Source organism: Myxococcus eversor, assembly GCF_010894455.1.
In the GTDB taxonomy this organism is placed as follows: Bacteria; Myxococcota; Myxococcia; order Myxococcales; family Myxococcaceae; genus Myxococcus; species Myxococcus eversor.
Map to the genome: position 1 here is coordinate 14108 of NZ_JAAIXY010000026.1, position 22945 is coordinate 37052.

The following is a 22945-nucleotide window of genomic DNA, read 5'->3' on the forward strand; positions in this document are numbered from 1 at the left end:
GCTGAAATAGGGTCTCCCCCACATGTGCCTCCCCACCGCCACGGCCTTGCTGTGTCTCGTCCCCTCCCTCGCGCTCGCTGGAGCGGACTCCCGCTGCCGCCCCAGCCGCTTCTCCGAGCAGGAGCTGAAGGGCGCCTCCGCCCAGGCGCGTCATGCCGCGTATGTGCAGGCATGTGCGCTCGATGAGGTGGTGGAGCTGACCAAGCAACTGGTGCGCTTCAAGACGGTCAGCAGCGAGGTGCCGCCCGCGAAGAGCCCCGACATCGCCGCCATGGGCCGCTTCCTCCAGAAGTGGGCCAAGGCCCACGGAATGGCGTACCGCGCCGTGGGCGGCAACGACGTGTTCGAGATTGCCTGGGGCGAGGGCGCGCCCACGCTCGGCCTCGTCTTCCACGGTGACGTGGTCCCCGCACCCGCGCACGAGTGGAAGCGCCCGCCCTTCGAGCCCTATGTCCAGGACGGCCGCCTGTTCGGCCGGGGCGTGGAGGATGACAAGGGGCCGCTCGCCTCCGCGCTGGTGGCGCTCGACTTCGCGAAGAAGCTCGGGCTCAAGCCCCAGGGCAAGGTGCTGGTCATCGTCGGCAACGGCGAGGAGAGCGACTGGAACGGCATGACGAGGTACGCGGCCACCGAGCCCAAGCCCACGCACGTCATCTCCGTGGACTCGGGCTACCCCGTCGTCGCCGCGCAGTCCGGCTTCGTCGCGTGGAACCTCGTCGCGCCCGTGGGGCCGGCTGGGAAGTCCTCCAAGGTCGCGCTGCGGCCGGTGGACGTGAAGGCCGGCGAGTTCCTCACGCAGGTGCCCGGCACGGCCACGCTGAAGCTCCTGCCCGGTGAGGAGGGCTCGCTCGCCGTTGCCCTGGAGACCGTCCGGAGCGCCGTTGCCCATGAGCAGCAGACGCGCCCCGGGCTGAAGGCGGACGTGAAGGAGGAGGGTGGGGCGGTGGTGCTCACCGTCCACGGCAAGGCGGTGCATGCCTCCATCGCCGACGAGGGAAACAACGCGCTGTGGGGCCTGTCCGGTGTCGCGTCGTTGCTGCTCATGGAGGACAACGGCATCGCCGCCATGCTGCACGTCCTGGCCACGCGCTTCGACCACGACCACCACGGAGAGAAGCTGGGGCTCGTGTACTCGGATGACGGGCTGATGGGGACGCTCATCGTCGCGCCCACCGTGCTGCGCGTGGCGGATGGCAAGGTGAGCCTGGGCGTCAACATGCGCCGTCCCCGGGGGAAGGACGCGGTGGAGTTCAATGCCTCGCTGGACCATGCCGCGGCGCGCGTGAGCCAGGACTCCGGAGGCCGCGTGAAGGAGGCAGGCGAGCGCTACGTGGGAGACGCGCACGTGGCCGACACATCCGGGCCGCTCGTCACCACGCTCCTGGACATCTACAAGCGCCACAAGAACGTCCCGGACGCGAAGGCGACGTCCGTGCGCGGCGGCACCTACGCGCGCCTGTTCCCCAGGGCCGTGGACTTCGGCCCCGGCTTCCCGGGCGAGGAGTACACCGGCCACGCGCCCGACGAGTCCATCTCGCTGCAGAGCCTGGATTTGGGCACGCGCATGCTCGCGGAGGCCGTCCACACGCTGGCCCTCACGCCCGCCGCCAGCGCGGAGAAGTGACGGCTACGTCCGGAGTGCGCCCTTCGCGCGAGGCCAGTACACGCGGAACGTGGTGCCCTCTTCCTCCGAGGAGCGCACCTCCACGCGGCCCCCGTGCGCGCGGGCAATCTGGTGGACGATGAAGAGGCCCAGGCCCAGGCTGCGCTGCTTCTGGTACGTCGACGTGGACTCTGACGTCGCCACTGGCGTCTTGAACGGGTCGAAGATGCGCGGCAGCAGCTCCGGGGGAATGGGCTCGCCCCGGTTGTGGACCTCCAGCAACACGTCGTGCGCCTCTCCGCGCACGTGGGTGTGCACCGGCGTGTCGCCGCCGCCGTGCTGGAGGGCGTTGGACACGAGGTTCCCCAGCACCTGCGCCACCCGGTCCGGGTCCCAGTCGCCCGACGTGTCTCCCGAGGACTCGAACAGCAGCGGACGCCCCGGGTGGCTCACCTGGAGCTCCTCCAGCGTCGCCTGACACACGTCCGCCAGGTTCATCGGCTGGGGCGAGACGGGGATGCCCTCGCCCAGCTTGCTGCGCGCGAAGTCGAGGATGTCCGTAATCATGCGTCCCATGCGCCCGGCGGACTTGCGGATGCGCTCCACCGCGCGGCGCTCTGGCGCCTCCAGGTCCTCCGCGCGCGCGAGCTGGAAGGCGGATGCGCTGATGGCGTTGAGCGGATTGCGCAGGTCATGCCCCAGCACGGCGAGCAACTGCTCCCGGAAGTCCACCGCCCGCTGGAGCGCGGCCTCCGCCTGCTTGTGCTGGGTGATGTCCACCACGACGCAGCCCATGCCCAGCAACCCCGCGCCCGTGGGCTCACGCACCGGATAGAAGGTCACCTGCCAGATGTGCCGGCCCTTCTTGGGCACCAGCGCGGGCGGCGTGGCGAACTCGAAGGCCTGCAGGGGCTCGCCCGTCCGCAGCACCCGCCACAGCAGGGGCTCCATCAGGTCGGCGACCTCCGGGGGCTGCATCTGCCGGAAGGTCCGGCCCAGGTGGTCCTCGGGTGGGAAGCCATTGATGTCCGCCAGTGTCTGGTTGATGCGCAGGTAGCGCAGCTCGTGGTCCAGGTAGGCCATGCCCATGGGCGTGGCCTCCAGGAGCGCGTCCAAGAGCGCCAGCGAGCGCTGGGCCTCCACGCGCGCGGCGCGCTCCAGGTCCTGCAGCCGCGCCTGGAGGATGTACGCGCCGGCGCGCTGACACATGGTGCGAAACAACAGCAGGTCCGCGTCGGAGAAGCCGAAGGACGTGCGCGAGCCCAGATACGCCACGCCCAACAGCCGCGTGCCTTCCACCAGGGGAACGCCATAGACGGCGAGCAGGCCCACCTCGCGCAGCACCGGCAACACCACGCGCGCGTCGGTGGAGGCCGAGCGCACCCCCATCGCCTCGCGCTTCACGGCGACCTCGCCCACGAGGCCCTGGCCCAGGGCCACCGAGCTGCCCAGGGCCGTGTCGCCGCCCAGTCCCACCGCGGCGCGCACCACCAACTGAGTGCCCTCCAGCATCAACACGCCCGCGGCATCCACCGAGAGCGTCGACTCCATCACCACGTTGAGCAGGCGCGCGAGGAGCACGTCCACGGGAGGGCCGTCCAGCGTGGCCTGCGCCATGCGGTCCAGGGCCTGGAGGCTCCGCTGCCGCTCCTCCGCGAAGCGCTGCACCGTGCGCACCACCGTCCGGTCCAACACGCCTTCCAGGCGCTCCAGCTCTCCAGGAGCCAGGGGCTGGGGCCACGCCTCCAGTCGCCGGAGGACGCACTTGCGCAGGAGCGCGAACTCGGACACCACCTCGCCCAGGTCGAAGCCCTGGTCCAGCCTCACCAGCGCGTGCTCGTCCGCCAGCGCGAGGTCGGCGCCCTGGTCCCCCTGCTCCAGCGTGTCCGCCAGCGCGAGGAGCAGTCCTGGCATGTGGTCCAGGAGCCACGAGGGCTTCTCCCGCACGCCGATGTGCAGCGCATGCATCGCGTGCTCCCATTCCGTCAGGAGCTCCTCTCGATTCGCGCGCAGGAAGTCCGATGCCCTGAGCGGTGTTTCCCGCTCGGGCTCATCGCGCTTCGTGGAGCGTGTTTCCGGCTCCAGCATCACCGACCTCCTGAGGCCCCGCCCGCCCGTGCCGTCCCCGTCTTCAATGTGGGCACGTGGGCAGTTGTATGTATGTCCGAGCCTCCGATTTGGCGGGAGACGCGGACCCGAGGGCCACTCCGGACCCTCGTCGTCCGAGGGGACCGCGCGGCGCTCGCCGGAGTCGTTCGTCGCTCCCCGCTGGACGAGGTGGGCGTCCGTCCACCGCCAATCGCTTGGCCCCCGGGGGCGAAGTCGAGGGCTGGCGGAGCGCACGCGCTCGGTTAGGGTGGGCCGCAGATGCGCACCCTCCTGTTGACCCGCTCCGATGTGTCTCGCAACCTCCAGGCGCTCACCCTGTTGGAGGATTTGCGAGAGGCCTTCCGTACCGACGCCCTGGCTCGCACCGTGGCGCCTCAGCGCGTGCGCGCGCCGCTGCACGCCGAGGGCACCGCGCTGGCGATGCTCCCCGGCTGTCTGCCCGGCATCCCCGCGTACACGGTGAAGGTGCACGCGAAGTTCCCCGCGCGGACGCCCGCCATCCAGGGCGTGGTGCACCTGAACGACCTCGTCACTGGCGAGCTGCTGGCGGTGATGGACTCCGGACACCTGACGGCGGTGCGCACGGGGGTGATGGGCGCGCTGGCGGCGGACGTGCTGGCGCGGGAGGACGCGAGCCGCGTGGCCATCATCGGCGCGGGCGCGCAGGCGGTGATGCAACTCAAGTCGCTGCGACTGGTGCGCTCGCTGTCCCACGTGCGCGTCCACGACACGGACCCCACGCGCGCCTTCGCCTTCGCCACGCGGATGTATCAGGAGCTGAACCTGCCGGTGCGGCCCGCGGATTCGGTGGCGGAGGCGGTGGAGGACGCGGACATCGTCATCGCCGCGACGTGGAGCCGTCAGCCCTTCCTCCACGCCGGCATGGTGAGGCCGGGCACGCACATCACCACGCTGGGCGCGGACGAGCCGGGCAAGGCGGAGGTCTCCGCGGAGCTCTTGCGGCAGGCGCGCTTCATCTGCGACCACCGGGGCCTGTCCGTCGCGAGCGGCGCGGTGGGCAACGTGGGGCTGGGCGAGGACGCCATCCACGCGGAGCTGGGCGAGGTGCTCGCCGGACTGAAGCCGGGGAGGACCTCTCCGGACGAGGTGACGGTGTTCGGCGCGGTGGGGTTGCCCTTCCAGGACCTGGCCGCCGCGTGGCACGTGTTCCAAGCCGCGCAGGGAGATGACACCATCCACGGCATGGACTTCGGCGCATGAGGGTCTGGGACTCGCTCATGTCGCGGCTGGGGCTCACGCGGCCGGAGCTGCGCGCGTGGGCGATGTATGACTGGGCGAACTCCGCCTATGTCACCACCGTCATCGCGGTGGTGTTCCCCATCTATTACGCCTCCGTCGCGTCGAAGGGGCTGGAGCGCGAGGTGGCCACCAGCCGCTTCGCCGCCGTCACCGCCGTGGCGCTGGGCACTGTCGCGGTGCTGTCGCCGGTGCTGGGCGCGCTGAGCGACAGGGCGGGCCGGCTCAAGACGCTGCTGGGCGTGTTCCTGACGCTGGGGCTCTTGTCCACGCTGGGACTCGCGGGCGTGGGGCAGGGTGACTGGGTCTGGGCGCTGGTGTGCTTCGGCGTGGGCAACGTGGGGGTGACGGGCAGCATCGTCTTCTCCGACGCGCTGCTTCGCCACATCGCCAAGGACGAGGAGTTGGACCGGGTGTCCACCGCGGGCTACGCGCTGGGCTATCTGGGAGGCGGGCTGCTCCTGGCCGCGCAGCTCGTGTTGCTGGTGAAGCCCGGCTGGTTCGGACTGCCGAACGCGGCGGCGGCCTCGCGCGTGTCCTTCGTGACGGTGGCGCTGTGGTGGGGCGCGTTCTCGGTGCCGTTGTTCCTGCGCGTCCCCGAGCCTCGCCCCCAGAGTGGCGCGCCCCCGCCCCGGCTGTCGCTCACCGGTGTCTTCTCGCAGCTCGCGGAGACGCTGCGCACGCTGCGGAAGTACCGACAGGCGATGCTGCTGCTGGTGGCGTATCTGCTCTACAGCGACGGCATCGGCACCATCATCCGCCTGTCCACGCTGTATGGGACGGAGCTGGGAATCGGCCAGGGCGCGCTGATGGGGGCGCTCCTGCTGACGCAGGCGGTGGGCGTGCCGTGCGCGGTGCTGTTCGGCCGGGCGGCGTCGAAGGTCGGCGCGAAGCCGGCGCTGATGTTCGCGCTGGCGGTGTACGTGGTGGTGACGTTCCTGGGCTACTTCATGAGCTCGCCCGCGCACTTCTTCGCGCTCGCGCTGCTGGTGGGCATGGTGCAGGGCGGCAGCCAGGCGCTGAGCCGCTCGCTGTTCGCGCAGCTGATTCCCCGGCACCGCGCGGGGGAGATGTTCGGCCTGTTCAGCGTCTTCGAGAAGGTGACGGCGGTGGCGGGCCCGCTGGTGTTCGCGGCCACGGTGGAGTTGACGGGCTCCAGTCGCCTGGCGGTGCTGTCCCTGCTCGCCTTCTTCGGCGCGGGCGCGGCGGTGTTGTGGCGCGTGGACGTGGAGACAGGCCGGCGCGCGGCGCGCGACGCGGAGGCTCGCGCGGGCTGGAATGACGTCCCGCTGACGACCGCCGCTCCCGGGGCCGCGAGCGCGGAGTGACAGAGGGCTCAGTGCTCGACGGGGGGCACCTCGCGGGGCGCGGAGAAGAGGCTGTCGCGTCCATGGCGCAACACCACCTCCCCGTGGAGGACCTCTGTCACGTCGTCGAAGGACACCGCGAAGTCGTGTCGCCGAAGCAGGCCCTTCTCCACGATGAGCTCCTTCTCGGTGATGTCGATGATGCGGCCGATGGCGTGGCCATCATTGCCGCGGACCTTCATTCCCTTGTGAATCTCCGCTCGGCTGAACATGGGAGCTCCCTGGGGGCGCGCGTGGGAAAGGCCCCTCCGCGCGAAGCTGGGGAGTGAGTTCGTCTCCCGCAGCACCCGCACGGTGAAACGGCCCCTCGGGGACTTTGCGGGAGACGGCTGCCCCCGCGACTCGGCGCCCGGCCGTGCGGGTGATGACGCGCGCCGGAGGAGGCAGGCGACCGGCGCATCCCATGGGGAATGCGTCCGCTCGCGAGCCTCCGGTTGCGCTCGCGCTCGCCCGTCCCCATCGGTGAAGGGTGTTGGTTGAAACAGGATGAGCCTTCCCGGGGAGGGAGCGTGGATGCGACGCATCGCCGACTATGCCCTCCTGGGTGACTGTCATTCCGCGGCGCTGGTGGGACTGGATGGCTCCATCGACTGGGCCTGCTTCCCTCGCTTCGATGCGCCCTCGGTCTTCTGCCGCATCCTGGATGAGCAGCGGGGCGGCAGCTTCTGCCTGGCACCCGTGGGCCACTTCACCTCCACGCGCACCTACGTGGAGGACAGCAACGTCCTGGCCACCACCTTCACCACGCCGCGCGGAGTGCTGGAGGTCACCGACTGCATGCCCGTGTCGGCCAGCGGCGCCTCCAGCGGCACGAGCGTGAGTACACGGCATGCGTTGCTGCGACGTGTGCGCTGCCTCGCGGGCGAGGTCCACGTGCGCGTGGTGGTGGCTCCGCGCTTCGAGTATGGCTCCTTCACCCCTCGCGTGCGGCTGACGTCCTGGCGCACCGCTGAAGTCGTCGGTGGCGCGGACGCGCTGTGGGTGTCGTCCACGCGTCCCCTCATGGCGCAGGAGTCCTCCCTGCGCGCCCGCTGGTTGCTGCGCGCCGGAGACGAGGCGTGGATTGAAGCCGCGTGGACGCCGTCCTTCGTCGAGCGGGCGCCCGAGAAGGCGCCGGACCTCCACGACTTCCATCGCCGCCTGGAGGACACGCTCACCTTCTGGCGGCAGTGGATTGGCCGCTGCTCGTACCAGGGCGCGCACTTGAGGGCGGTGCGACGCTCGGCGCTCACGCTGAAGGCCCTCACGTACGCTCCCACCGGAGCGCTCGTGGCCGCGCCCACCACGTCGCTGCCCGAGCAGCTCGGAGGCACGCGCAACTGGGACTATCGCTTCACCTGGTTGCGGGACGCGTCACTGACGCTCATCTCGCTCCTGGTGACGGGCTACCGCGAAGAGGCGGATGCCTTCCGACACTGGTTGCGGCGCACCAGCGCGGGGCGCGCGGAGGACGTGCAAATCATGTACGGCATCCAGGGCCACCGCCTGCTGCCCGAGGTGGAGTTGAGCCACCTGGCCGGACACGCGGGCTCGCGGCCGGTGCGCATCGGCAATGGCGCGGCGAAACAACTCCAGCTCGACGTGTCGGGTGAACTCCTGGAGGCGAGCTGGCTGTACGCGCGCGCGGGCGGGCTGGTGACGCCCACCAACTGGGCCTTCCTCTCCGGACTGGTGGAGGAGGTGTGTCGGCGCTGGCGACAGCCGGACCAGGGGCTGTGGGAGATGCGGGACGAGCCTCGGCACTTCATCCACTCGAAGCTCCTGTGCTGGGTGGCGTTGGACAGGGGACTGCGCCTGGCGCGGGAGCGAAACCTGCCGGCGCCCTTGGTGCGCTGGGCTCGGGAGCGCGCGGAGTTGCGGCGCTACCTCATGGAGTGCGCGGTGGACGGGTGGTTTCCCCAGGCCCGGGGCTCCAGCGCGGCGGATGCGTCCACCTTGCTGGTTCCCGCGCTGGGTTTTCTTCCCCTGGGGCATCCGCTGGTGCGCGGCACGGTCCAGAAGGTGCGCGAGCGGCTGGAGTCGGGCGGGCTCCTGTATCGCTACCTCGCGCCGGATGGCCTGTCGGGAGGAGAGGGCGCCTTCCTGCTGTGCTCCTTCTGGTTGGTGGACGTGCTGGCCCATGAGGGGAAATGGGAGGAGGCGGAGGCGCTGCTGTCGCGGCTCCTGGGCCTCGCCAACGACGTGGGGCTGTACGCGGAGGAGGCCGTGCCCGTCACCGGTGAGGCGCTGGGCAACTTCCCCCAGGCCTTCACTCACATGGCGCTGGTGTCTTCGTGCGCGCAGCTCTCCGCGGTCCGCGCGCTGGAGCAGCGGCGTCCGCCCGAGGAGGCTCGCGACTTCGCGGCGGTCGCCCTGGAGTCCCTGCTGTCGTCACGACGACAGGGTGAGGCAGCGCGCGGGTCCGCGCAGGCCTCGCTCCCGTCCGTCGAGTCGGAGGCCCCGGCGCTCCACTGAGGAGGCGCCTGCCCGGGTGCTCGGCTGGCGTCCGGACAAAGAAGCCGGGCCAGTGGTCGCTCGCCGGAGCGTGTCCATCTTCGCCCTGGGGAGGTGCGCATGGTCGTCGGCTTCATGGCATCGCGAGCGGGACGTTGGCTGCGTATCGTGACGGGCTCCTGTCTGGTGTTGGGCGGGCTGCGTGCCGGGACCTCCCGGGGCGCCGCGGTGGCCCTGTTGGGACTGGGGCCCCTGGTCGCCGCGTCCCTGGACCTGGTGGTGCTGGGGCCGCTCTTCGGCCTCCCCATGCGCGGCTCGGAGGTTCGCCGACGGCTGGGTGTCCCCGAGGAGGCCTCGCTGCTCAACGGCCACCGGCGCGCGACTTCTCGCGCCGACATGTTGCTTCACTGACGAGCGGCCCGCGGCGAAGGCGCTCAGCCCTTTCCCACCTGGAAGGGGATGTCGAGCGTCCCCAGCGACTCGCCGCTGTTCGCGTCCACGGGGTTGGCCCGGAGCACGACGCCGTTCTCCCGGCCGGTGACGACCTGGAAGTAGATGAAGCCCTGCACGGTGCCACCGTCCGCCAGCGTGCCTTCGGGCAGCGCCTTCTGGAGCATGTCCCGCGTGGGCAGGGGCTCCTCGCATTGGTAGGTCGTGTAGGGCCCCGGGTAGCCCCCCCAGCCGTAGCCCGGGTAGAAGGGATTGCCCCACCCGCCGCGCGGCCCGTAGCCGTAGCCGTAGCCGGTGCGCCAGCCAGGTCCCGCGCCGATGTACACCGAGCCGCTTCCCGAGCCGCCCGTGCCCTCCAGCGTCCCTTGCGTCGACGAGGACGACACCATCGACTGTCGCAGGGTGAAGGGCGGCAGCGCGGAGTAGCTGAAGCGCGACTCGGTGCCGACGAGCGAGAAGTCCTCGTAGCGGATGCGCAGCGTCCTGCCGCTCTGGTTCTCCAGGCGGACGTAGACGGGCGTGAGGGTGCGCTCCAGGTTGGAAGGGCTGCCCTTCCACGCGGCGCCATCCGCCACCAGCGTCACCCCCGAGGACTTCGCGATGGCGGTGTCCTTGTCTCCCTGGAGGACCTGGGCGTCCAGGGAGGGTTTCAGCTTCGATTCAGTGACACAGCCTGCCGCCAGCAAAAGCGTGGCGACGGGCACGAGCGCGCGCATGAGAGGCCTCCTTCTGTTCGAAGGTAGGCAGCGGCAATGCGCGGGGTGCGGCGCAAGCGGCGCCACCCTGGGACGTCACCAGGGGGCGCGGGGCCTCACTGTCCGCCAGGCGGGGTGGGCTCGGCGGCGGCGTGCGGCCAGGCGGGAGAGGTGAGCGCGCTCCAGTCCTGTTTGCGCGCCCAGTCCTCGAACGTGTGCCAGTGCAGGTCCGGATAGCTGTGGCGAAGCGTGAGGATGTCCGCGTGGTAGCCCACCCTGTCCAGCCACTCGTACATGGCGGCCAGGTCCTCGCTGCGCTCGCGGATGAAGTCCAGCGGGAGCTGCTCGAAGTGGATGCGGTGGCCGCTCACCATCGACAGGAGGCCCGCCGCCTGCTGGCCCGTCACCTCGTCGGAGGCCACGTCGATGCGCAGGTCCTCGTGGCGCTCCGCGTCCTCCAGCACCCGGACCGCGAAGGCGGCCAGGTCGTTTATCGACACCAGTTGGAGCCCTCGCGAGGCGGGCAGTCCGAAGGCGAGCACTCCCGCCCTGAGGCCCTCCTCGAACATGGGGCTGGTGAGGTTCTCCATGAAGAACGTGGGGCCGAGGATGGTGAAGGGCAGGCCGCTGCGGCGCACGTGCAGCTCCACCCGGTGCTTGCTGTCGAAGTGGGGGATGCCCGTCAGCCGGTCCGCGCCCGCCACCGAGGTGTAGACGAGGTGCTTCACCTCGGCGAGCCGCGCGGCGTCCACCTGGTTCATGCCGTGGCGTATCTCCGCCTCCACGCCTGACTCGAAGGGCGTGGCCATGGCGTAGAACGCATCCACGCTCTCCGCGGCCCGGGCGAGCGCGTCCACGTCGTCGAAGTCACCCACGGCCAGCTCGGCGCCCAGCGACTCCAGCGAGCGCGCGGCGGGCGACTGGGGTTGGCGGACATAGGCGACGACGCGGTGCCCGCGGTGGAGGAGTTGGCGTGCCACGGCGCCGCCCTGGTTGCCGGTGGCGCCTGTGACGAGCACGGAGAGGGAGTGGGCCCTGGGCATGTGTGAACCTCGCGACAGAGGGGTCTGTGGGATGTCGGGAAGTTGGGGACGATGGGAGTCGCTGGCGAGCGCGGGAAAGGGGCCGCCCGTGCCCATGGCCGGGCCCGCCGGGCAGGAGGGCAGGCGGGCCCTGGATGTATCGCCCGTGAAGTCCTCGCCCCGTCGGCCCCTCGCGCGTGCCATGTTCCCGCCCGCCCATGAGCAAGCGAGACAAGCCGCAGGACTCCGCGCTGGTCGAGGCCGCCCGCTCCCTCGATGAGGGACTGGAGCGCTTCGAGGCCCTGGCGCAACAACTCCAGGACGCCCCCCTCCAGGCGGAGAAGCATCTGGAGCGCGCCTCTTCCACCCTGAAGGCCCTGGCCGACATGGACGAGCAGCTCCGCGCCCGCGTCTCCGCGCTGGTGGGAGCCATCTCCCAGGTGCGTGACAGGCAGCAGGCCCAGGCCGAGGCCGTGCACGTGCGCGCGCAGGAGCTCCAGGCGCGCACCGAGATTTTCAAGGACCTGCTCGTGCGCTACGGCGCGTTGGGGCAGAGCGCCGCCGAGCTGAACGTGCGGATGCAGGAGTTCGCCGCCCAGCGCCAGAGCGCGAAGACTCCGGAGGAGCAGGCCGCGCTGGGCGTGACGTTCCAGTCGCTCCAGGACCGCATGTCGGAGGTGGCCGACGAGGCGCAGTCGCTCTCCCAGGCGGCCGAGCAGAGCGAGTTCAACGACATCGCCCGGCAGGCGGACTCGCTGCGCCAGCAGTTGTTGTCCGCGCGCAACAAGCTGGCGCTGTTGCAGAAGAGCTTCACCGGAGGCTGAAGCGCGCGGGGGTGGTGGAGCGCGACTTCAGCTGAGGTAGGTGGGGGCGAACTCCTCCGGACTGTCGATGGGACGTCGCCCCGAGAAGCCGTCGTACATCCCGTGCCAGTGCGAGACGGCGGTTTCTCCGATGCGCCAGCACAGATAGACGGGTTCATCGCCGCGGTGGGCTCGGAAGTCGACGAGCCCCAGCGCGCCTTTGATTTCCAGGCCCATCTCGTGGAAGTGGTGCAGTTCCAGGCGGACCTTCTCGAGCAGGGCGTCGCGCTCCTCGCGCAGCGACTCCTGGTTCGACAGGGCCTTGCCCTCGGGGGTGCCGAGGGTCTCCACGAGTTGCTGCACGCGCTCCACCCAAGGGCGGATGTGCTCGAAGGTGCGGCTGAGCAGCGGCACCAGTCGGTTGGCTTCGTCCACGCTGAAGTAGCGCATGGCCGTGGAGCATGCAGTGCTCCGCCGTGTCGCCGCCATCGCTCGTTTTTCGGAGCGGGGACAACCGCACGGAGTGCGCGCGCGTGTGAAGACGGGACGACGCTCAGCCGCGCAGCAGGGAGGTGTGGTTGTCCTGCAGCCAGCGTTGGGCGGTGTCTCGCAGCGGGAAGGTGTCTTCACGCGCGAGGAACGCGGGCGAGTGGCCCGGAGCGCAGCGGCCCTCGCCGTCGAGGCTGGAGCCGCCCTCTTCGTGGAGGTCGGCGTGCAGCATGGAATGGAAGACGAGGTAGTCCACGACGAAGGCGGGGACGTGGGGGCGGTCCAGGGCGGGGTGGATGCGAATCTCGCGCAGTCGCGCGTCGTAGCCGCCCAGGTGGATGGTGCGCCGCCGTCCCTTGGTGGGGCGGCGTGCCCAGCCGATGTCCACGCCCACGCGGCCGTCGAACCAGTCCGTGTTGAGGCGCGCGTGTACGGCGCGCAGGTCGAAGCAGCGGCCCCGGGTGCGCAGCGCCTTGCCGGGCCTACGCTCGCGACGCACGAGGCCCTGGCGCTCGTGGGCGTAGGCTTCGAGCAGGGCACTGGAGCTGGCGTCGGACCGGACGGCATAGCGGGCGATGGCGCGCACGACGTCGTCAGGGGCTTCGAGGAAGAGGTGGTGCACGCGCAGCCGCAGGCCCTGGGCGACGCGGCGGAAGCTGACCAGCGTGGCTCGGTTGTCGGTGAGCCGCAGGTGGACGGGGGCGCCGAGTTCCAGGGCCAATCGGCGGGCGAGGCTCGCGGCCTGGAGCAGCGCTTCCTCACGCTCGGGCAGACGGCGCTCGGTGGTGGGCTCGTCGTGCTCGGTGGTGCGAGGCGCGGCGGAGGGCTCGTCGAGTTCGGCGATGCGATGCGCTGAAGCGGGCTCCTGTGACGCGGTCCGTTCGGTACGCACCGTGTCGAACAGCCCGAGCTGTGAGGGGGGAACGCCCATTGCCCCCGGAAGGTATGCCTCCAGAGGGGGCGGTTTCCAGGGGAACGCTCGCGAGCCCGGTCACCATCCGACAGGCGGGTGCCGAAGGCACGGGTGGAGCCACCCCTATTCGGGCAAACGGCTGTGGACGCCACGCACGCCGAACGCCACCTCGGAGCAGTGATGCTGCCCTGTGCGTGGTGGCCGCAACCAAGGCCATCGTCACCAGCGCGCGGCGTGACATAACCTGTTCGGCGCTCTTCGGAGAACCCCGCGGCCTTGACCCCGCAGCACCTTGCTTGCTTGAAATGACGTGGCCATGCGTTCCCGAACTTCCTGCGCACTCGTGCTCCTGCTGCTGCTCTCGGCCTGCGCAACGACAGAGTCGAGCCTCGGAGAGTTGGAGGCTCCGAATCCGAGATTCGCCAACCTTCAGCGGGCGGCGCAGTACCCCTGGACGGATGACGGGCATTGCGTGGTGCGGGAGGCGTCCAACGAGTGGCCTGTCCTGGCGGAGCGGTGCTTTCACGCTCTCGAACACGACAGGGTCCAGTTTCGCGATGTCACAGGAAGATGCGCTGTTGCCTATGCGGGTGCGGCTGCCGTGGGCGTGGGGCTCTGCATCTTTTTAGCACCGGAACTCGCCGTCGGTGCCGTGGTTGTTGTTGGCACGGTGATGGTGGCGGCCGCGATCCAGGAGGGGATTGATGCTTATCAACGGAACGCCTCCCGCGAGCGCGCGAAGCCCAAGACTCAAACGCAGCCGGCCAAAGAACCGTTAGCCAACCAGGCGCCTGCGTCAAAGGGTTCGAGCACCGGAGACATCTTCCCCCCACCGCCAGAAACCAATCCGCGCCGTCCGTCGTGCGAGCCCATTCCGGTGCGTCACGCGGGCGAAGATGTCCCGCATAACGAGTGCGCCGATAGGTTTCCGCCCAACCGTCACCCCGGCATGGACGTCTTCGTGGGCGGTGAGCGCTTCGATGCCCTGCAAGTCGGCGCGCGTGTGCTGTGGGAGATCAAAACCCATCGATTCGACACATATCCTGACTTCATCCGGAGGCGGGAGATTGAGAGTGAGTTGGAGCAAATACAAGGGGAGCGAACCGCCGCGGCGGCATGTGGATATGACTTCGTCATTGGGGTGAGCACCCAAGCGCATAAAGACGCGCTGATTGAAGCGGATTTCACACTGAATGTCGTCGTCACGGGGTGCAAGCGATGACCAAACGTCAGGTCCTCACCCTCATTGTCTACGCGCCTGCGCTCGCAGCCAAAGATGGCCGCACGCTCGCTGTCGTCCATGGGATGGAAAAGGCGCTCCCCGGCCTGCGCCTGGAGTGGGAAGTAGGCAAAGGAGGGCGCCCCATCGCATTGCCGCGGCGCGATGCGTGGCTCGTGGAAAGGACACAGGACGGAAGATTCCCTCTTCTGTGCAACGGGGACGAGCGTTACCCCGTGACGGTCAACGGGAGGGGAAGACCTGGACTCCTTAGTCCAGGCGGCCAATCTCTGTCTGAAGTGCATGCGGAGCTGCCACTGGACGAGCCCGTGAGCGCGGCAGCGGCTGCTTTGCTTGAGGGCGTGGCGGAGGGGGCGCGCTCATTCTGGGGGCATGCGTCGCCGTATGGTTACGGCTCGGAAGTCGCGCAGCAGTTTCGCCGTTCGGCTCATGGGCCCGAGAGCTCACCCCGTGGACTCTCCATGCTGAACCTGCCAGAAAAAATCCCCGCGCCTGAGATTCCCTGGTTCCTCGGGTGGCTGAACTATTGGTCCGCCGCTGCCGCGCAGGCCATTGGGTTCCCGGACCTGGCCCGGGATGCGGAGCTGCTTTCACGGGCGTGGCGCACGTCATCGGGCGGGTGGGTCGTGCAGCTCACGGACGCGCCGCTCGACCTGGACAATCCCGCCCACCTGGACGCGCTCCTGCGTGCCTACGCACGGTTCCCGGAGATCGGCGGACGTGCAACGCCTTGACGTGTGGATGGTCTCGACGAAGCGCTGATGCTTTGTCACGAATCGTCCCTAGCCGCGCCGGGTGCGGAAGGGGCCCTTCACTTCGTATGTGACACCGCGCCTGTCCGAGCCGCGCTGGGAGCTGAAGTAGAGCCGCTTGCCATCCGGGCTGAACGCCGCGCCCGCCAGCTCCGAGCCCGCGTGTCCCATCACCTGGAGGAACGGCGTCACCTTCTTGTCCTGCGTCAGCAGGCACATCTGCATGTCATCCCCGTCCTCGCAGATGAACAGCTCACGCGCCTGCGACACGGTGACGTTGTCCACGCCGCGCAGGGGCGCGTTCGGATACGTGGCCGCGTCGTACAGCACCTCCAGCCGGCCCGTCAGCGGCGTGAGCGCCCACACGCGGTTGTCGTGCTTCGTGGTGAAGTACACCACGCCGCCGTCGTACCAACAGCCCTCACCTCCAGGGAACGCCGTGGTCTCCCGCCCCGCCGCCTGCATCGCGGCCGGAGCTTGCGGCGACACGGGCACCCACTGCACCTTCAAGCCCGTGCGAGGGTCTCCCGTCACGCGAGCTGCCTCCAGCGTGCCCTCCTCGAGCGAGGGCCACTTCGCGGAAGTGAAGCGGTAGAACCGGCCCGTGGGCGTGTCCTCCGTGAGGTACAGCCGCCGGCCCATCGGGTCCACGGCCACCGCCTCGTGCGTGAAGGCCCCCAGCGCGGGTCGCGCGACGCCCTGTCCCGGCCGCGACGGCTCACACTCCCAGACGAGCCCCTTCGGGTGCTCCTCGCAGGACAGCCAGGTCCCCCACGGCGTGGGACCTCCCGCGCAGTTGACGTGCGTGCCAGAGAGGATGCGCCACGCGCCGGTGATGTTCCCCTTCGCGTCGAAGCGCACCGAGGACACGCCACCGTCCGGTGACGTCTCGCTGTTGCACGCATAAATCCAACCGCCGTCCGGCTGCGCGAAACAGGCCCCACCATCCGGGGCCATGTGCCACGCGTAATCCGACCCCGGCACCACGTCACCCGTGCGAGCGATGACGCGAGACGTGAAGCCACGCGGCAGCCGGAGCCCCTGGGCATCCGGGCTCTCCGCCATCGGTCCGTAGGGCCCGGTGACCGAGCCCGGCGTGCTCGGCATGGCCGGCGCGGCGTACACGTTGCGCCAGAAACCGAGGCTCCCCAGGGCCAGCGTGCTGCCCCCCAGGGCGGAGAATCGCAGGAAGTGACGGCGGTGCATGACCCGCTTTGTCTCGCAGGTCCCGCTCCAGGGGAAGCGCTTCGGAGTCACGAGCCGATGGACTTTGGCCCCGGCCTCCCTCCACTCCGAGCAACCGGGCTCAGCGGCCCGACCGCAGGTAGCTCACTCGGAAGGACTCCTCCACGGTGCTCCCGGTGACGTGGGCCTCCACCAACTCGTAGCCCATCAGCGCGAAGATGCGCTCCCGGTAGAAGATGGGGCGCGCGTTGCCGTACCAGTCCGTGCACGACTTCCTGCACGCGTCATCGCCCGTCTCCACTGAAGCGCCCAGCGAGCCCAGCGTCGTCAACTCCAGCGTCGGGTCCACCCGCATGAAGGACACCTCCGCGGAGCCGTAGCGCAGCGAGCTCCACTCCCCACCCTCGTACCGCAGCGGGAGCCCCATCACCCCGCCGCCCGCGCCATCCGGCTTGAAGAAGAAGCCATGGCTGCGCGACTCGCCTTGCGTCGCTCCGGCGCGCAGCAGCGTGCCCCTCAACTCCGGGCCTCCTTCTCCGAGCGCCACCGTGGTGAGCCGCAGGCCCGCCCTGTTCTCGCCCACCACCAATGCGCCGCCCGTGCCCAGCGGCTCCAGGCGCGTCACCGTGTGGCCCAGCGCCAGCCGATGTGAATCCAGCGGAGCCCGCACGTCCGTCACCCAGACGGCGCGCTCACCCCGATTGGAGTCGTCGTCGAACCCCTCGCCCGAGCCCCACAGCACGTGGTGGCCCACGAAGCGATTCTGGAGCGTGCCCTCGACGGGCCCGGGCAGCAGGGTGAAGTGCTCCGACCGCAGGCCCGTCAGCTCCGGAGAGAACGCGTCCAGCGGCGCGCGCAGCAGCGCGAAGCGGCCGTCACCCCGGGTCACCTCGGGGCCCCACATCGAATCCCCCTGGCCCGACGTCACGAGCAGCGCATCCAGGTGCCCGTCCTCGTTCTGCCGGAAGGAGAACTGGTCCACCGGACCGCCGCGCGCGCGCAGGGCCCCGGGCTCGCCACCGTCCAACGGCAGCCGGTACACCACCGAGTCACGCGGCTTCTTCGGGTCGTACTTCTCGCCCTCCACCGTCCACGACTCGTAGCCCGGGGAGACCCAGAGGTACACCGCGTCGCGCGACACGTAGAAGGTCCGCGCGGGCGGCGCCATCAGCGAGCGGGCCGTGCAGGTGAACTCCGGCGAGTCCAAATCACAGCGCACCACCGTGTGCAGCGCGGGCCACAGCGTCGTCTGCACGGGCTTGAAGACGTCCATGCGCGTGAGGATGGGCTGCCACGAGGTCGTCTCGTTGCCGCGCACCCAGTTGCGCGTGGACGGCAACGACAGCTCGCTCCCCGACAGGTGGTACGGCATGTAGAAGACGAGGGTGCCGCCCACCAGCCGGCTCGCGTAGTTGCGGCTGGAGTAGTAGTCGTTGGAGCGCAGGAAGTGGGTGCTCTCATGCGTCAGCGCTCCCGCGTCATCCATGCGGAACAGGCTGACCTCCGTCGCGCTCAAGTCGTAGCTGTAGCCGATGACGATGATGCGACGGCCATACACGAGCATCTCGTCGTACCAGGTGCCGTGCGTGAAGCCCGGCGCGTAGGCGTCCGCCTGCTCCACCGGTTCCAACGCACCCTGCACCTGGCGCACGGTGAAGAGGCGGCCCCGGCGCAGCACCACGAACCAGTCCCCCACGGCCTTGACGATGTCGCCCTCGTCAACGCCGGCCTCCTGGTTGTTGGTGATGGAGGGGTCCGCCGGTGCGGGCTCCTGCGGCGAAGGCTCGCCGTCCGCGCTGGTGCCACCGCAGCCGACCACGGGGCCGCCGCCGCTCGACAGGCTCTCGCGAATCGCCTGGAGCTGCTTCACGTGGGCGTCGAATGCCTGCTCCGACTCGAAGCGCTCCAGCCGCGTGAAGGTGATGGAGGCGACCTCCTCACGGGTGAGCGGACGGCGCTCCGGAGGGCACGCCGAGATGACGAGGATGAGCAGCAGACCCGTGAGGAGGTGATGGCGCTGGACGCGGGGTGGGCGCATGGGGTGGACCTTGAGAGCAAGGCCCGTACCAGGGGTATGGCCTCTGTCTTCAGAGGGAAGCGGACCCACGGGCGAGCCGGACACCCGCGCGAGCGCGACGCGCGTGTCAGGGGTGAGGAGGGCTCACGACTCGCGGCACAGCCGGTCCACGCGGCCCAGCAGGGTGGGCATGCGGGAGGGGCCGTGCATGCGCTGGATGTACTCGACGGCGGTGGGGGTGCTCAGGCCCACGGCGCTGACGAAGAGAGGGCGCTGGCTCTGGCCGCGCAGCACGGGGAGGGCCACGTCGCTGGAGTGGAAGGACGTCTTCGCCACACCGATGACGGGCACCGCGCGCCCGAGCGCCTCGTACAGGTGCGCACCCAGGCCGGGCTTGTCCTGGCCCAGCCACACATAGCCGTCGACGACGATGGCCTCCAACTGCTCCGGCACCAGTGCGAGCACGCGCAAGAGGTGTGGCAGCTCGCGGCGGTAGAACTGGCCGGGCTCATAGGCTGCCGCGGGAGGGCCCCGGTCCACGTGGTGCGCGGTCTCCGAGGCATCGGCCCAATCGCGAAACAGGACGCACGCGGCCACGGTGACGTCATCGCGGTAGTCCACGTCCACGCAGGCGAGCATCGTCATCTCCTCGGGAGAACGGCCCCCGGCTGACGCGGAGGCGTTCGGTCGGCTGACGTCGCGAAGGGTCTCAGTCGGCGTCGTACTCCGCCAGGTCCACCTGCGCGGCGCGCAATTGCTCCACCACCGCGTCCGACGGCCACCCGGTGGTGCGGTAGCGCGGCGGCCACAGCTCCGGCATCGGCGCGAGGTACGCGGAGGCCAGCCGCTTCACGTCCGGGAAGGCCACCATGAAGAAGTCCTCTTCGCCCGCCTGGATGGCCACGACCTCCGTCTCCGGCAGCATCGTGTCCACGTCCTTGCTCCAACTGGACCAGCTGATGGGGCGGCCGTCCTTCTCGCGGCCCATGGCGCCGAAGCTGGCGACGAACACGTCCACCTCCTCCGCTTCGTGCTGCGCCTCCAGCATCTGCTTCTGGGTGGCGTACTCACCCATGGCGCAGCGCAGGTGGCCCCGGCGCACCAACTGCGCGAGCTCGTCGTTGCCGGCGCGCCGGTACGGCACCACGCGCCCGGCGTCGTCCACGGTGTAGAGCGCGGGGGAGATGCCGCGCGTGCTGGCGTCGTGCTCGCGCTCGGCGAACTCGCACAGGCGTTTGAGCATGGCCGGGTCTCCATCACCCCCGATGAGGAGCGTGGAGCGCGTGGGAATGACGGCGATGGGGCGGCCCTTCACGCGGTCGGCGAAGGACGCGAGGAAGCCCGGGTGCAGCAGGCGCGAGGCCTCATAGGTGTCGTTGGAGTCCACGGACCAGAGTGGGCTCGGCTCCTCGTCTTGGAGCGCCACGCCAGACTCGTGGATGAGGTCCAGGTTGGCGAAGGCCGACTCGAAGGCCTCCTCCTCGGAGACGCCCCACTCCTGGAGGTGCTGCTGCTGCACGTACATGGTGGCGTCGGGCAGGTCCAACACCAGCAGCTCGCGCAGGAAGGGGATGGTGCGCCGCTCCACCATGGGGCGCGGGCGGGACTCTCCCGGTGGCGCAATCATTCCGAACGTCGCCGAGCGCACCACGGGAAGGAGCTTCTCCTGCGCCTCCTCCCACGACAGCTTGCCTCCGCTGTCCCCGGTGAAGGCCGCCAGGAAGCGGCGGATCTGCTGGGCGCGCTCGTCGGGAGACACCTCGCGCGTCTCCGCGAAGAGGTTGTCCAGGTACATCTGGACGACCTCCCCGTTCTTCAAGAACCGCAGGCCGTAGTCATCCGGCAACCGGGTGACTTCAGTCACCCGGGGGATGGACTTCAGCGCCGCCTCCACCTCGCGCCGCAGGTACTCGCGGGGGCTCACTGACTCAGGCGGGCTCGACGATGATTCCGAACCCGCCTTCTCCAGACCGAAAAGCTTCTTCCAGAAACCCATATGCGGGCTTCCTTACTACAGCCCCAGGTACGTGAGCAGCGCTCCCATGTCCGCGTCTGAGAGGGATTCCAGGCTGTAAGCGGGCATGTTGCCGCCGATGTGGAAGAACTGGCCGTGTCTCACCTTCTCGATGACGACGAGCGAGTGGGGGATTCCCGGAAACAGCTCATCGTAGTCCTGGGTCACTTCCGGGAGGATGGAGGCCATCTCCGTCAGCCGTCCCTCACCGGTGTGAATGGCGCCGTGGCACTCCTGACACGCGGCTTGATACACGGCCTGTCCTCGCTCCGTGCTTCCGCGAGGCACTTCCTGGATGTCCTTCACCACGGTGTACGGCAGCGCGGGGGCCGTGGCATCCGGGCTGATGCTCACCAGGTACTCATACAGCGCGCGACTCTGGGGCGAGTCCTCCGGCAGCTTCTGCACGCCGCGCATGAAGCTGACGTAGCAGAAGTTCACCGCGTCCAGCAGGTTCGTCTCGTAGCCGCCCCACCAGTTGGGCCGTGAGGCCACGTTGTAGAGCGTGTAGCCGGAGTCCATCCGCCCGTTGAGCGGCGTGGGCGTCGTCGCGTGGCACGTCGCGCAGGAGAAGTCGTTGAACTGGCTCTCCGAGAAGCGCGCGTCGCGGAACAGCAGCTCGCCGTACTCCGCCGCGCTCACCGGCTTCGCCTCGTCACCGCAGGCGGACGCGAGGGTGACGAGCGCCACGAAGGGCAGCACCTTCCAGGCCGCGTGGCTCATGGCTGCCCCCGGAGGATGCTCACCGAGTCGGGGAAGATGCCGACCCGCACCGTGTTCACCACCGTGCCCTGCGCCACGTTCACCGAGTGCAGTGTGCCCGGGCGCACGTGGTCACCCTCGCAGACCACGAGCACGTGGCTCTCGTCTGGAGTCAGCCTGGCCTGGTGCGCGTTGAGACAGCCCGAAGGCGCCAGGTCCACCTCGCGCCGGATGAAGCCCGTGGCCGCGTCGATGATGGCCAGCGCCTCCACGCCTTGATACGGCATGTACAACGTCGTCCCGTCCGCGCCGATGTCACCGAACATCGGTGAGCCCGCGAGGCGAATCCGCCGAGTCGCGTTCATGGTGTGCGTGCGCGCTTCGAGCACCTGCACCTCGCGGCTCGCCATCGAACTGACGAAGACATCTCCCGTGGTGGGCGACATCGTCAGCGCGTAGGGCTGGTGCCGGGGCGCCGTGGCGGTGCCCGGATTGGCGGCCACCTTCACGCGTTGAGCCTCCGTGGTGGGCGCCGAGAGGTCGACGATGGCCACCTCGTCCGACCAGCAGGCGATGTAGGCCGTGCGCTCGTCCGGAGACAGCCGGATGGCGTGCGGAGCGGGGCACACGTCCACCATGGCTTTGCGAACCATCGTCTTCGCGTCGATGATGGCCAGCCGCGCGAACATCTCCCGTTCGGTGCCGCCGCGACGCGCCACCTCGGCGATTTTCAGCGTGTCGAAGTGCGTCTGGTACAGCGTGTTCCCGTCCTTGCTGACGATGACGTCGCCGGGGTTCGGGTCCACTCGCACCGAGGACACCAGCCGGTTGTCGCGCGCATCCAGCTTCAGGCAGTAGCCATCATCGGCGCCGCTGCCGTGCGCGCCATGGGGCCCCGAGCCGCCGCCCGGCACGTAGTTGGAGATGCCGACGTAGTAGTGGCTCCCGTCCGGCGACACGGCGGTGTGGTGCGGTCCCTCCAGCTCCACCGGGTTGAGTCCCACCGGCACGCGCGCCAGCTCGCGCCAGCCCGCGCTCGTCGCGCCCTCCAGCTCCAGCAGGCTCAGCGTGTCGTCCAGGCTGTTGGTGATGAGGACGCGTCCACCAGGCCCGGGAGGCGGCACGCTCGAGCCCGCGCCCCACGGCTCCGGGTGCGCGTACTCGATGTCCGCGGGTGGCTTCACGCCGTCGAAGGGATTCGAGTCGTCACTACAGCCCGCGAAGACGAGCCCCAGCGCGCAGACCCACGCGTGTCTCATGGTGCCCCCTGGAGGCGGATGGTGACGGGCTGGGCCAGGGTGTAGGGACCCTCGGTGATGCGGTTCTGGAGCAGGTACGCGCTCACCACCTGGACGGAGAGGTCCTGTCCGGCGCTCGCCTTGAGGGTGTCCCACGTCGCGGCGTCGAGCTGCCACTCCAGATTGGACGTGAGCATCTCCACCGGGCACTCGCGGCCGGGCACCGTGACTTGCACCCAGTGGATGTCTCCGGTGAAGGGCGGCAGGTGCGCATGGGCCGTGGGCAGCACCCACTCGCCCACGCGCGCGAGCATGGAGCGGGCCGTGTCGAAGGGGCTCACCGGCGCGGGGCGCGGCTGCGCGCTCGCCAGGGTCGAGGTCCACGTCCACTTCGGCGGGGCGTCGTTGATGGAGTACGTGGTGCCCTGCGTGGGCAGCGCCAGATGCGCGGCCTCGGTGCTGTCCGTGGGCTTGCCCTTCGCGTCGACGAGCGCGCGCCAGGCCTCGTCGGTGGCGTCACCGCCGTAGAGGGGCTCGCCGCACTTCGACTCCGGCTCCTTGTCGTCGCCACAGGCCGTGGTCGTCAGGGAGAGCAGGGCGACGAGGGAGGTGGTCCAGAGCGTCTTTCGCGAGAGGGGCTTCATGGGGCGACCTGT

The 22945-nt window shown here is 69.8% G+C and carries 21 protein-coding genes; 8 read left to right on the forward strand and 13 right to left on the reverse strand.

The features are described from left to right. Window positions 1-22 precede the first annotated feature (22 nt). Window positions 23-1624 (forward strand): Sapep family Mn(2+)-dependent dipeptidase, encoded by a 1602-nt coding sequence (locus G4D83_RS38430; protein ID WP_163869899.1) that lies wholly within the window; start codon window positions 23-25, stop codon window positions 1622-1624. Between the two features lie 3 nt (window positions 1625-1627). On the opposite strand, the gene G4D83_RS38435 is transcribed toward G4D83_RS38430, so the two are convergent. Beyond that, entirely contained in the window at window positions 1628-3691 is a 2064-nt protein-coding gene (locus tag G4D83_RS38435) for an ATP-binding protein (protein ID WP_163869900.1), read from the reverse strand. Window positions 3692-3970: 279 nt separating this feature from the next. Between G4D83_RS38435 and G4D83_RS38440 the strand changes: the two genes are divergently transcribed. Beyond that, window positions 3971-4933: an ornithine cyclodeaminase family protein gene (locus G4D83_RS38440; protein WP_163869901.1), complete on the forward strand. Its 963-nt coding sequence runs from the start codon at window positions 3971-3973 to the stop codon at window positions 4931-4933. Then, window positions 4930-6297, forward strand: coding sequence for an MFS transporter (locus G4D83_RS38445; protein ID WP_163869902.1), 1368 nt, complete (start codon window positions 4930-4932; stop codon window positions 6295-6297). Before G4D83_RS38440 ends, G4D83_RS38445 begins: the two co-directional genes overlap by 4 nt. A gap of 8 nt (window positions 6298-6305) precedes the next feature. Here the strand turns inward: G4D83_RS38445 and G4D83_RS38450 are convergent, their stop codons facing one another. Then, window positions 6306-6548, reverse strand: coding sequence for a hypothetical protein (locus G4D83_RS38450; protein ID WP_163869903.1), 243 nt, complete (start codon window positions 6546-6548; stop codon window positions 6306-6308). A 301-nt stretch (window positions 6549-6849) separates the two neighbouring features. Between G4D83_RS38450 and G4D83_RS38455 the strand changes: the two genes are divergently transcribed. Together G4D83_RS38455 and G4D83_RS38460 are read left to right on the forward strand one after the other, a co-directional pair. Beyond that, a complete protein-coding gene (locus G4D83_RS38455; RefSeq protein ID WP_163869904.1) occupies window positions 6850-8790 on the forward strand; it encodes a glycoside hydrolase family 15 protein in 1941 nt (646 codons plus the stop codon). A 99-nt stretch (window positions 8791-8889) separates the two neighbouring features. Then, window positions 8890-9180 carry a hypothetical protein gene (locus tag G4D83_RS38460; RefSeq protein ID WP_240357063.1) on the forward strand — a complete coding sequence of 97 codons (291 nt, stop codon included), beginning with the start codon at window positions 8890-8892 and terminating at the stop codon, window positions 9178-9180. A 23-nt stretch (window positions 9181-9203) separates the two neighbouring features. On the opposite strand, the gene G4D83_RS47025 is transcribed toward G4D83_RS38460, so the two are convergent. Together G4D83_RS47025 and G4D83_RS38470 are read right to left on the reverse strand one after the other, a co-directional pair. Continuing rightward, entirely contained in the window at window positions 9204-9935 is a 732-nt protein-coding gene (locus G4D83_RS47025) for a hypothetical protein (protein ID WP_163869905.1), read from the reverse strand. 95 nt (window positions 9936-10030) lie between these two features. Next, on the reverse strand, window positions 10031-10957 hold the full coding sequence (locus tag G4D83_RS38470; protein ID WP_163869906.1) for an NmrA/HSCARG family protein: 927 nt from the start codon (window positions 10955-10957) through the stop codon (window positions 10031-10033). 197 nt (window positions 10958-11154) lie between these two features. Between G4D83_RS38470 and G4D83_RS38475 the strand changes: the two genes are divergently transcribed. Next, window positions 11155-11760 (forward strand): hypothetical protein, encoded by a 606-nt coding sequence (locus G4D83_RS38475; protein WP_163869907.1) that lies wholly within the window; start codon window positions 11155-11157, stop codon window positions 11758-11760. Between the two features lie 27 nt (window positions 11761-11787). On the opposite strand, the gene G4D83_RS38480 is transcribed toward G4D83_RS38475, so the two are convergent. Then, entirely contained in the window at window positions 11788-12189 is a 402-nt protein-coding gene (locus G4D83_RS38480) for a DUF2203 domain-containing protein (protein ID WP_205522823.1), read from the reverse strand. A gap of 103 nt (window positions 12190-12292) precedes the next feature. After that, a complete protein-coding gene (locus tag G4D83_RS38485) occupies window positions 12293-13159 on the reverse strand; it encodes a hypothetical protein (protein WP_240357064.1) in 867 nt (288 codons plus the stop codon). 298 nt (window positions 13160-13457) lie between these two features. Between G4D83_RS38485 and G4D83_RS38490 the strand changes: the two genes are divergently transcribed. Both G4D83_RS38490 and G4D83_RS38495 read left to right on the forward strand, forming a co-directional pair. Beyond that, window positions 13458-14363 (forward strand): DUF6310 domain-containing protein, encoded by a 906-nt coding sequence (locus G4D83_RS38490; protein ID WP_163869909.1) that lies wholly within the window; start codon window positions 13458-13460, stop codon window positions 14361-14363. Then, window positions 14360-15115: a DUF5953 family protein gene (locus G4D83_RS38495; RefSeq protein ID WP_163869910.1), complete on the forward strand. Its 756-nt coding sequence runs from the start codon at window positions 14360-14362 to the stop codon at window positions 15113-15115. Before G4D83_RS38490 ends, G4D83_RS38495 begins: the two co-directional genes overlap by 4 nt. A gap of 48 nt (window positions 15116-15163) precedes the next feature. Here G4D83_RS38495 and G4D83_RS38500 read toward each other — a convergent pair whose 3' ends face one another. From G4D83_RS38500 to G4D83_RS38530, 7 genes are all read right to left on the reverse strand, one after another. Next, entirely contained in the window at window positions 15164-16339 is a 1176-nt protein-coding gene (locus G4D83_RS38500) for an alkaline phosphatase PhoX (protein ID WP_163869911.1), read from the reverse strand. Window positions 16340-16439: 100 nt separating this feature from the next. Continuing rightward, window positions 16440-18356, reverse strand: a complete 1917-nt coding sequence (locus G4D83_RS38505) for a beta-propeller domain-containing protein (RefSeq protein WP_163869912.1) — start codon at window positions 18354-18356, stop codon at window positions 16440-16442. A 123-nt stretch (window positions 18357-18479) separates the two neighbouring features. Beyond that, on the reverse strand, window positions 18480-18980 hold the full coding sequence (locus G4D83_RS38510) for an endonuclease V (protein WP_275902416.1): 501 nt from the start codon (window positions 18978-18980) through the stop codon (window positions 18480-18482). 64 nt (window positions 18981-19044) lie between these two features. Continuing rightward, entirely contained in the window at window positions 19045-20331 is a 1287-nt protein-coding gene (locus G4D83_RS38515) for a DUF1444 family protein (RefSeq protein ID WP_163869914.1), read from the reverse strand. A 15-nt stretch (window positions 20332-20346) separates the two neighbouring features. Then, the gene (locus tag G4D83_RS38520) at window positions 20347-21072 is read right to left on the reverse strand and encodes a c-type cytochrome (protein WP_163869915.1); all 726 of its coding nucleotides are present in this window, start codon (window positions 21070-21072) and stop codon (window positions 20347-20349) included. Then, window positions 21069-22310, reverse strand: coding sequence for a YncE family protein (locus G4D83_RS38525; RefSeq protein ID WP_163869916.1), 1242 nt, complete (start codon window positions 22308-22310; stop codon window positions 21069-21071). Before G4D83_RS38525 ends, G4D83_RS38520 begins: the two co-directional genes overlap by 4 nt. Further along, window positions 22307-22933 carry a hypothetical protein gene (locus G4D83_RS38530; RefSeq protein WP_205522824.1) on the reverse strand — a complete coding sequence of 209 codons (627 nt, stop codon included), beginning with the start codon at window positions 22931-22933 and terminating at the stop codon, window positions 22307-22309. Before G4D83_RS38530 ends, G4D83_RS38525 begins: the two co-directional genes overlap by 4 nt. Window positions 22934-22945 lie beyond the last annotated feature (12 nt).

What these genes read in the sequence shown, in the direction of transcription:
- G4D83_RS38515 (WP_163869914.1), bottom strand. Translation starts at nt 20,331, where the DNA reads ATGGGTTTCTGGAAGAAGCTTTTCGGTCTGGAGAAGGCGGGTTCGGAA.
- G4D83_RS38440 (WP_163869901.1), top strand. Translation starts at nt 3,971, where the DNA reads ATGCGCACCCTCCTGTTGACCCGCTCCGATGTGTCTCGCAACCTCCAG.
- G4D83_RS47025 (WP_163869905.1), bottom strand. Translation starts at nt 9,935, where the DNA reads ATGCGCGCGCTCGTGCCCGTCGCCACGCTTTTGCTGGCGGCAGGCTGT.
- G4D83_RS38520 (WP_163869915.1), bottom strand. Translation starts at nt 21,072, where the DNA reads ATGAGCCACGCGGCCTGGAAGGTGCTGCCCTTCGTGGCGCTCGTCACC.
- G4D83_RS38470 (WP_163869906.1), bottom strand. Translation starts at nt 10,957, where the DNA reads ATGCCCAGGGCCCACTCCCTCTCCGTGCTCGTCACAGGCGCCACCGGC.
- G4D83_RS38445 (WP_163869902.1), top strand. Translation starts at nt 4,930, where the DNA reads ATGAGGGTCTGGGACTCGCTCATGTCGCGGCTGGGGCTCACGCGGCCG.
- G4D83_RS38475 (WP_163869907.1), top strand. Translation starts at nt 11,155, where the DNA reads ATGAGCAAGCGAGACAAGCCGCAGGACTCCGCGCTGGTCGAGGCCGCC.
- G4D83_RS38505 (WP_163869912.1), bottom strand. Translation starts at nt 18,356, where the DNA reads ATGCGCCCACCCCGCGTCCAGCGCCATCACCTCCTCACGGGTCTGCTG.
- G4D83_RS38435 (WP_163869900.1), bottom strand. Translation starts at nt 3,691, where the DNA reads ATGCTGGAGCCGGAAACACGCTCCACGAAGCGCGATGAGCCCGAGCGG.
- G4D83_RS38490 (WP_163869909.1), top strand. Translation starts at nt 13,458, where the DNA reads ATGCGTTCCCGAACTTCCTGCGCACTCGTGCTCCTGCTGCTGCTCTCG.
- G4D83_RS38485 (WP_240357064.1), bottom strand. Translation starts at nt 13,159, where the DNA reads ATGGGCGTTCCCCCCTCACAGCTCGGGCTGTTCGACACGGTGCGTACC.
- G4D83_RS38480 (WP_205522823.1), bottom strand. Translation starts at nt 12,189, where the DNA reads ATGCGCTACTTCAGCGTGGACGAAGCCAACCGACTGGTGCCGCTGCTC.
- G4D83_RS38455 (WP_163869904.1), top strand. Translation starts at nt 6,850, where the DNA reads ATGCGACGCATCGCCGACTATGCCCTCCTGGGTGACTGTCATTCCGCG.
- G4D83_RS38495 (WP_163869910.1), top strand. Translation starts at nt 14,360, where the DNA reads ATGACCAAACGTCAGGTCCTCACCCTCATTGTCTACGCGCCTGCGCTC.
- G4D83_RS38460 (WP_240357063.1), top strand. Translation starts at nt 8,890, where the DNA reads ATGGTCGTCGGCTTCATGGCATCGCGAGCGGGACGTTGGCTGCGTATC.
- G4D83_RS38510 (WP_275902416.1), bottom strand. Translation starts at nt 18,980, where the DNA reads ATGACGATGCTCGCCTGCGTGGACGTGGACTACCGCGATGACGTCACC.
- G4D83_RS38500 (WP_163869911.1), bottom strand. Translation starts at nt 16,339, where the DNA reads ATGCACCGCCGTCACTTCCTGCGATTCTCCGCCCTGGGGGGCAGCACG.
- G4D83_RS38430 (WP_163869899.1), top strand. Translation starts at nt 23, where the DNA reads ATGTGCCTCCCCACCGCCACGGCCTTGCTGTGTCTCGTCCCCTCCCTC.
- G4D83_RS38525 (WP_163869916.1), bottom strand. Translation starts at nt 22,310, where the DNA reads ATGAGACACGCGTGGGTCTGCGCGCTGGGGCTCGTCTTCGCGGGCTGT.
- G4D83_RS38530 (WP_205522824.1), bottom strand. Translation starts at nt 22,933, where the DNA reads ATGAAGCCCCTCTCGCGAAAGACGCTCTGGACCACCTCCCTCGTCGCC.
- G4D83_RS38450 (WP_163869903.1), bottom strand. Translation starts at nt 6,548, where the DNA reads ATGTTCAGCCGAGCGGAGATTCACAAGGGAATGAAGGTCCGCGGCAAT.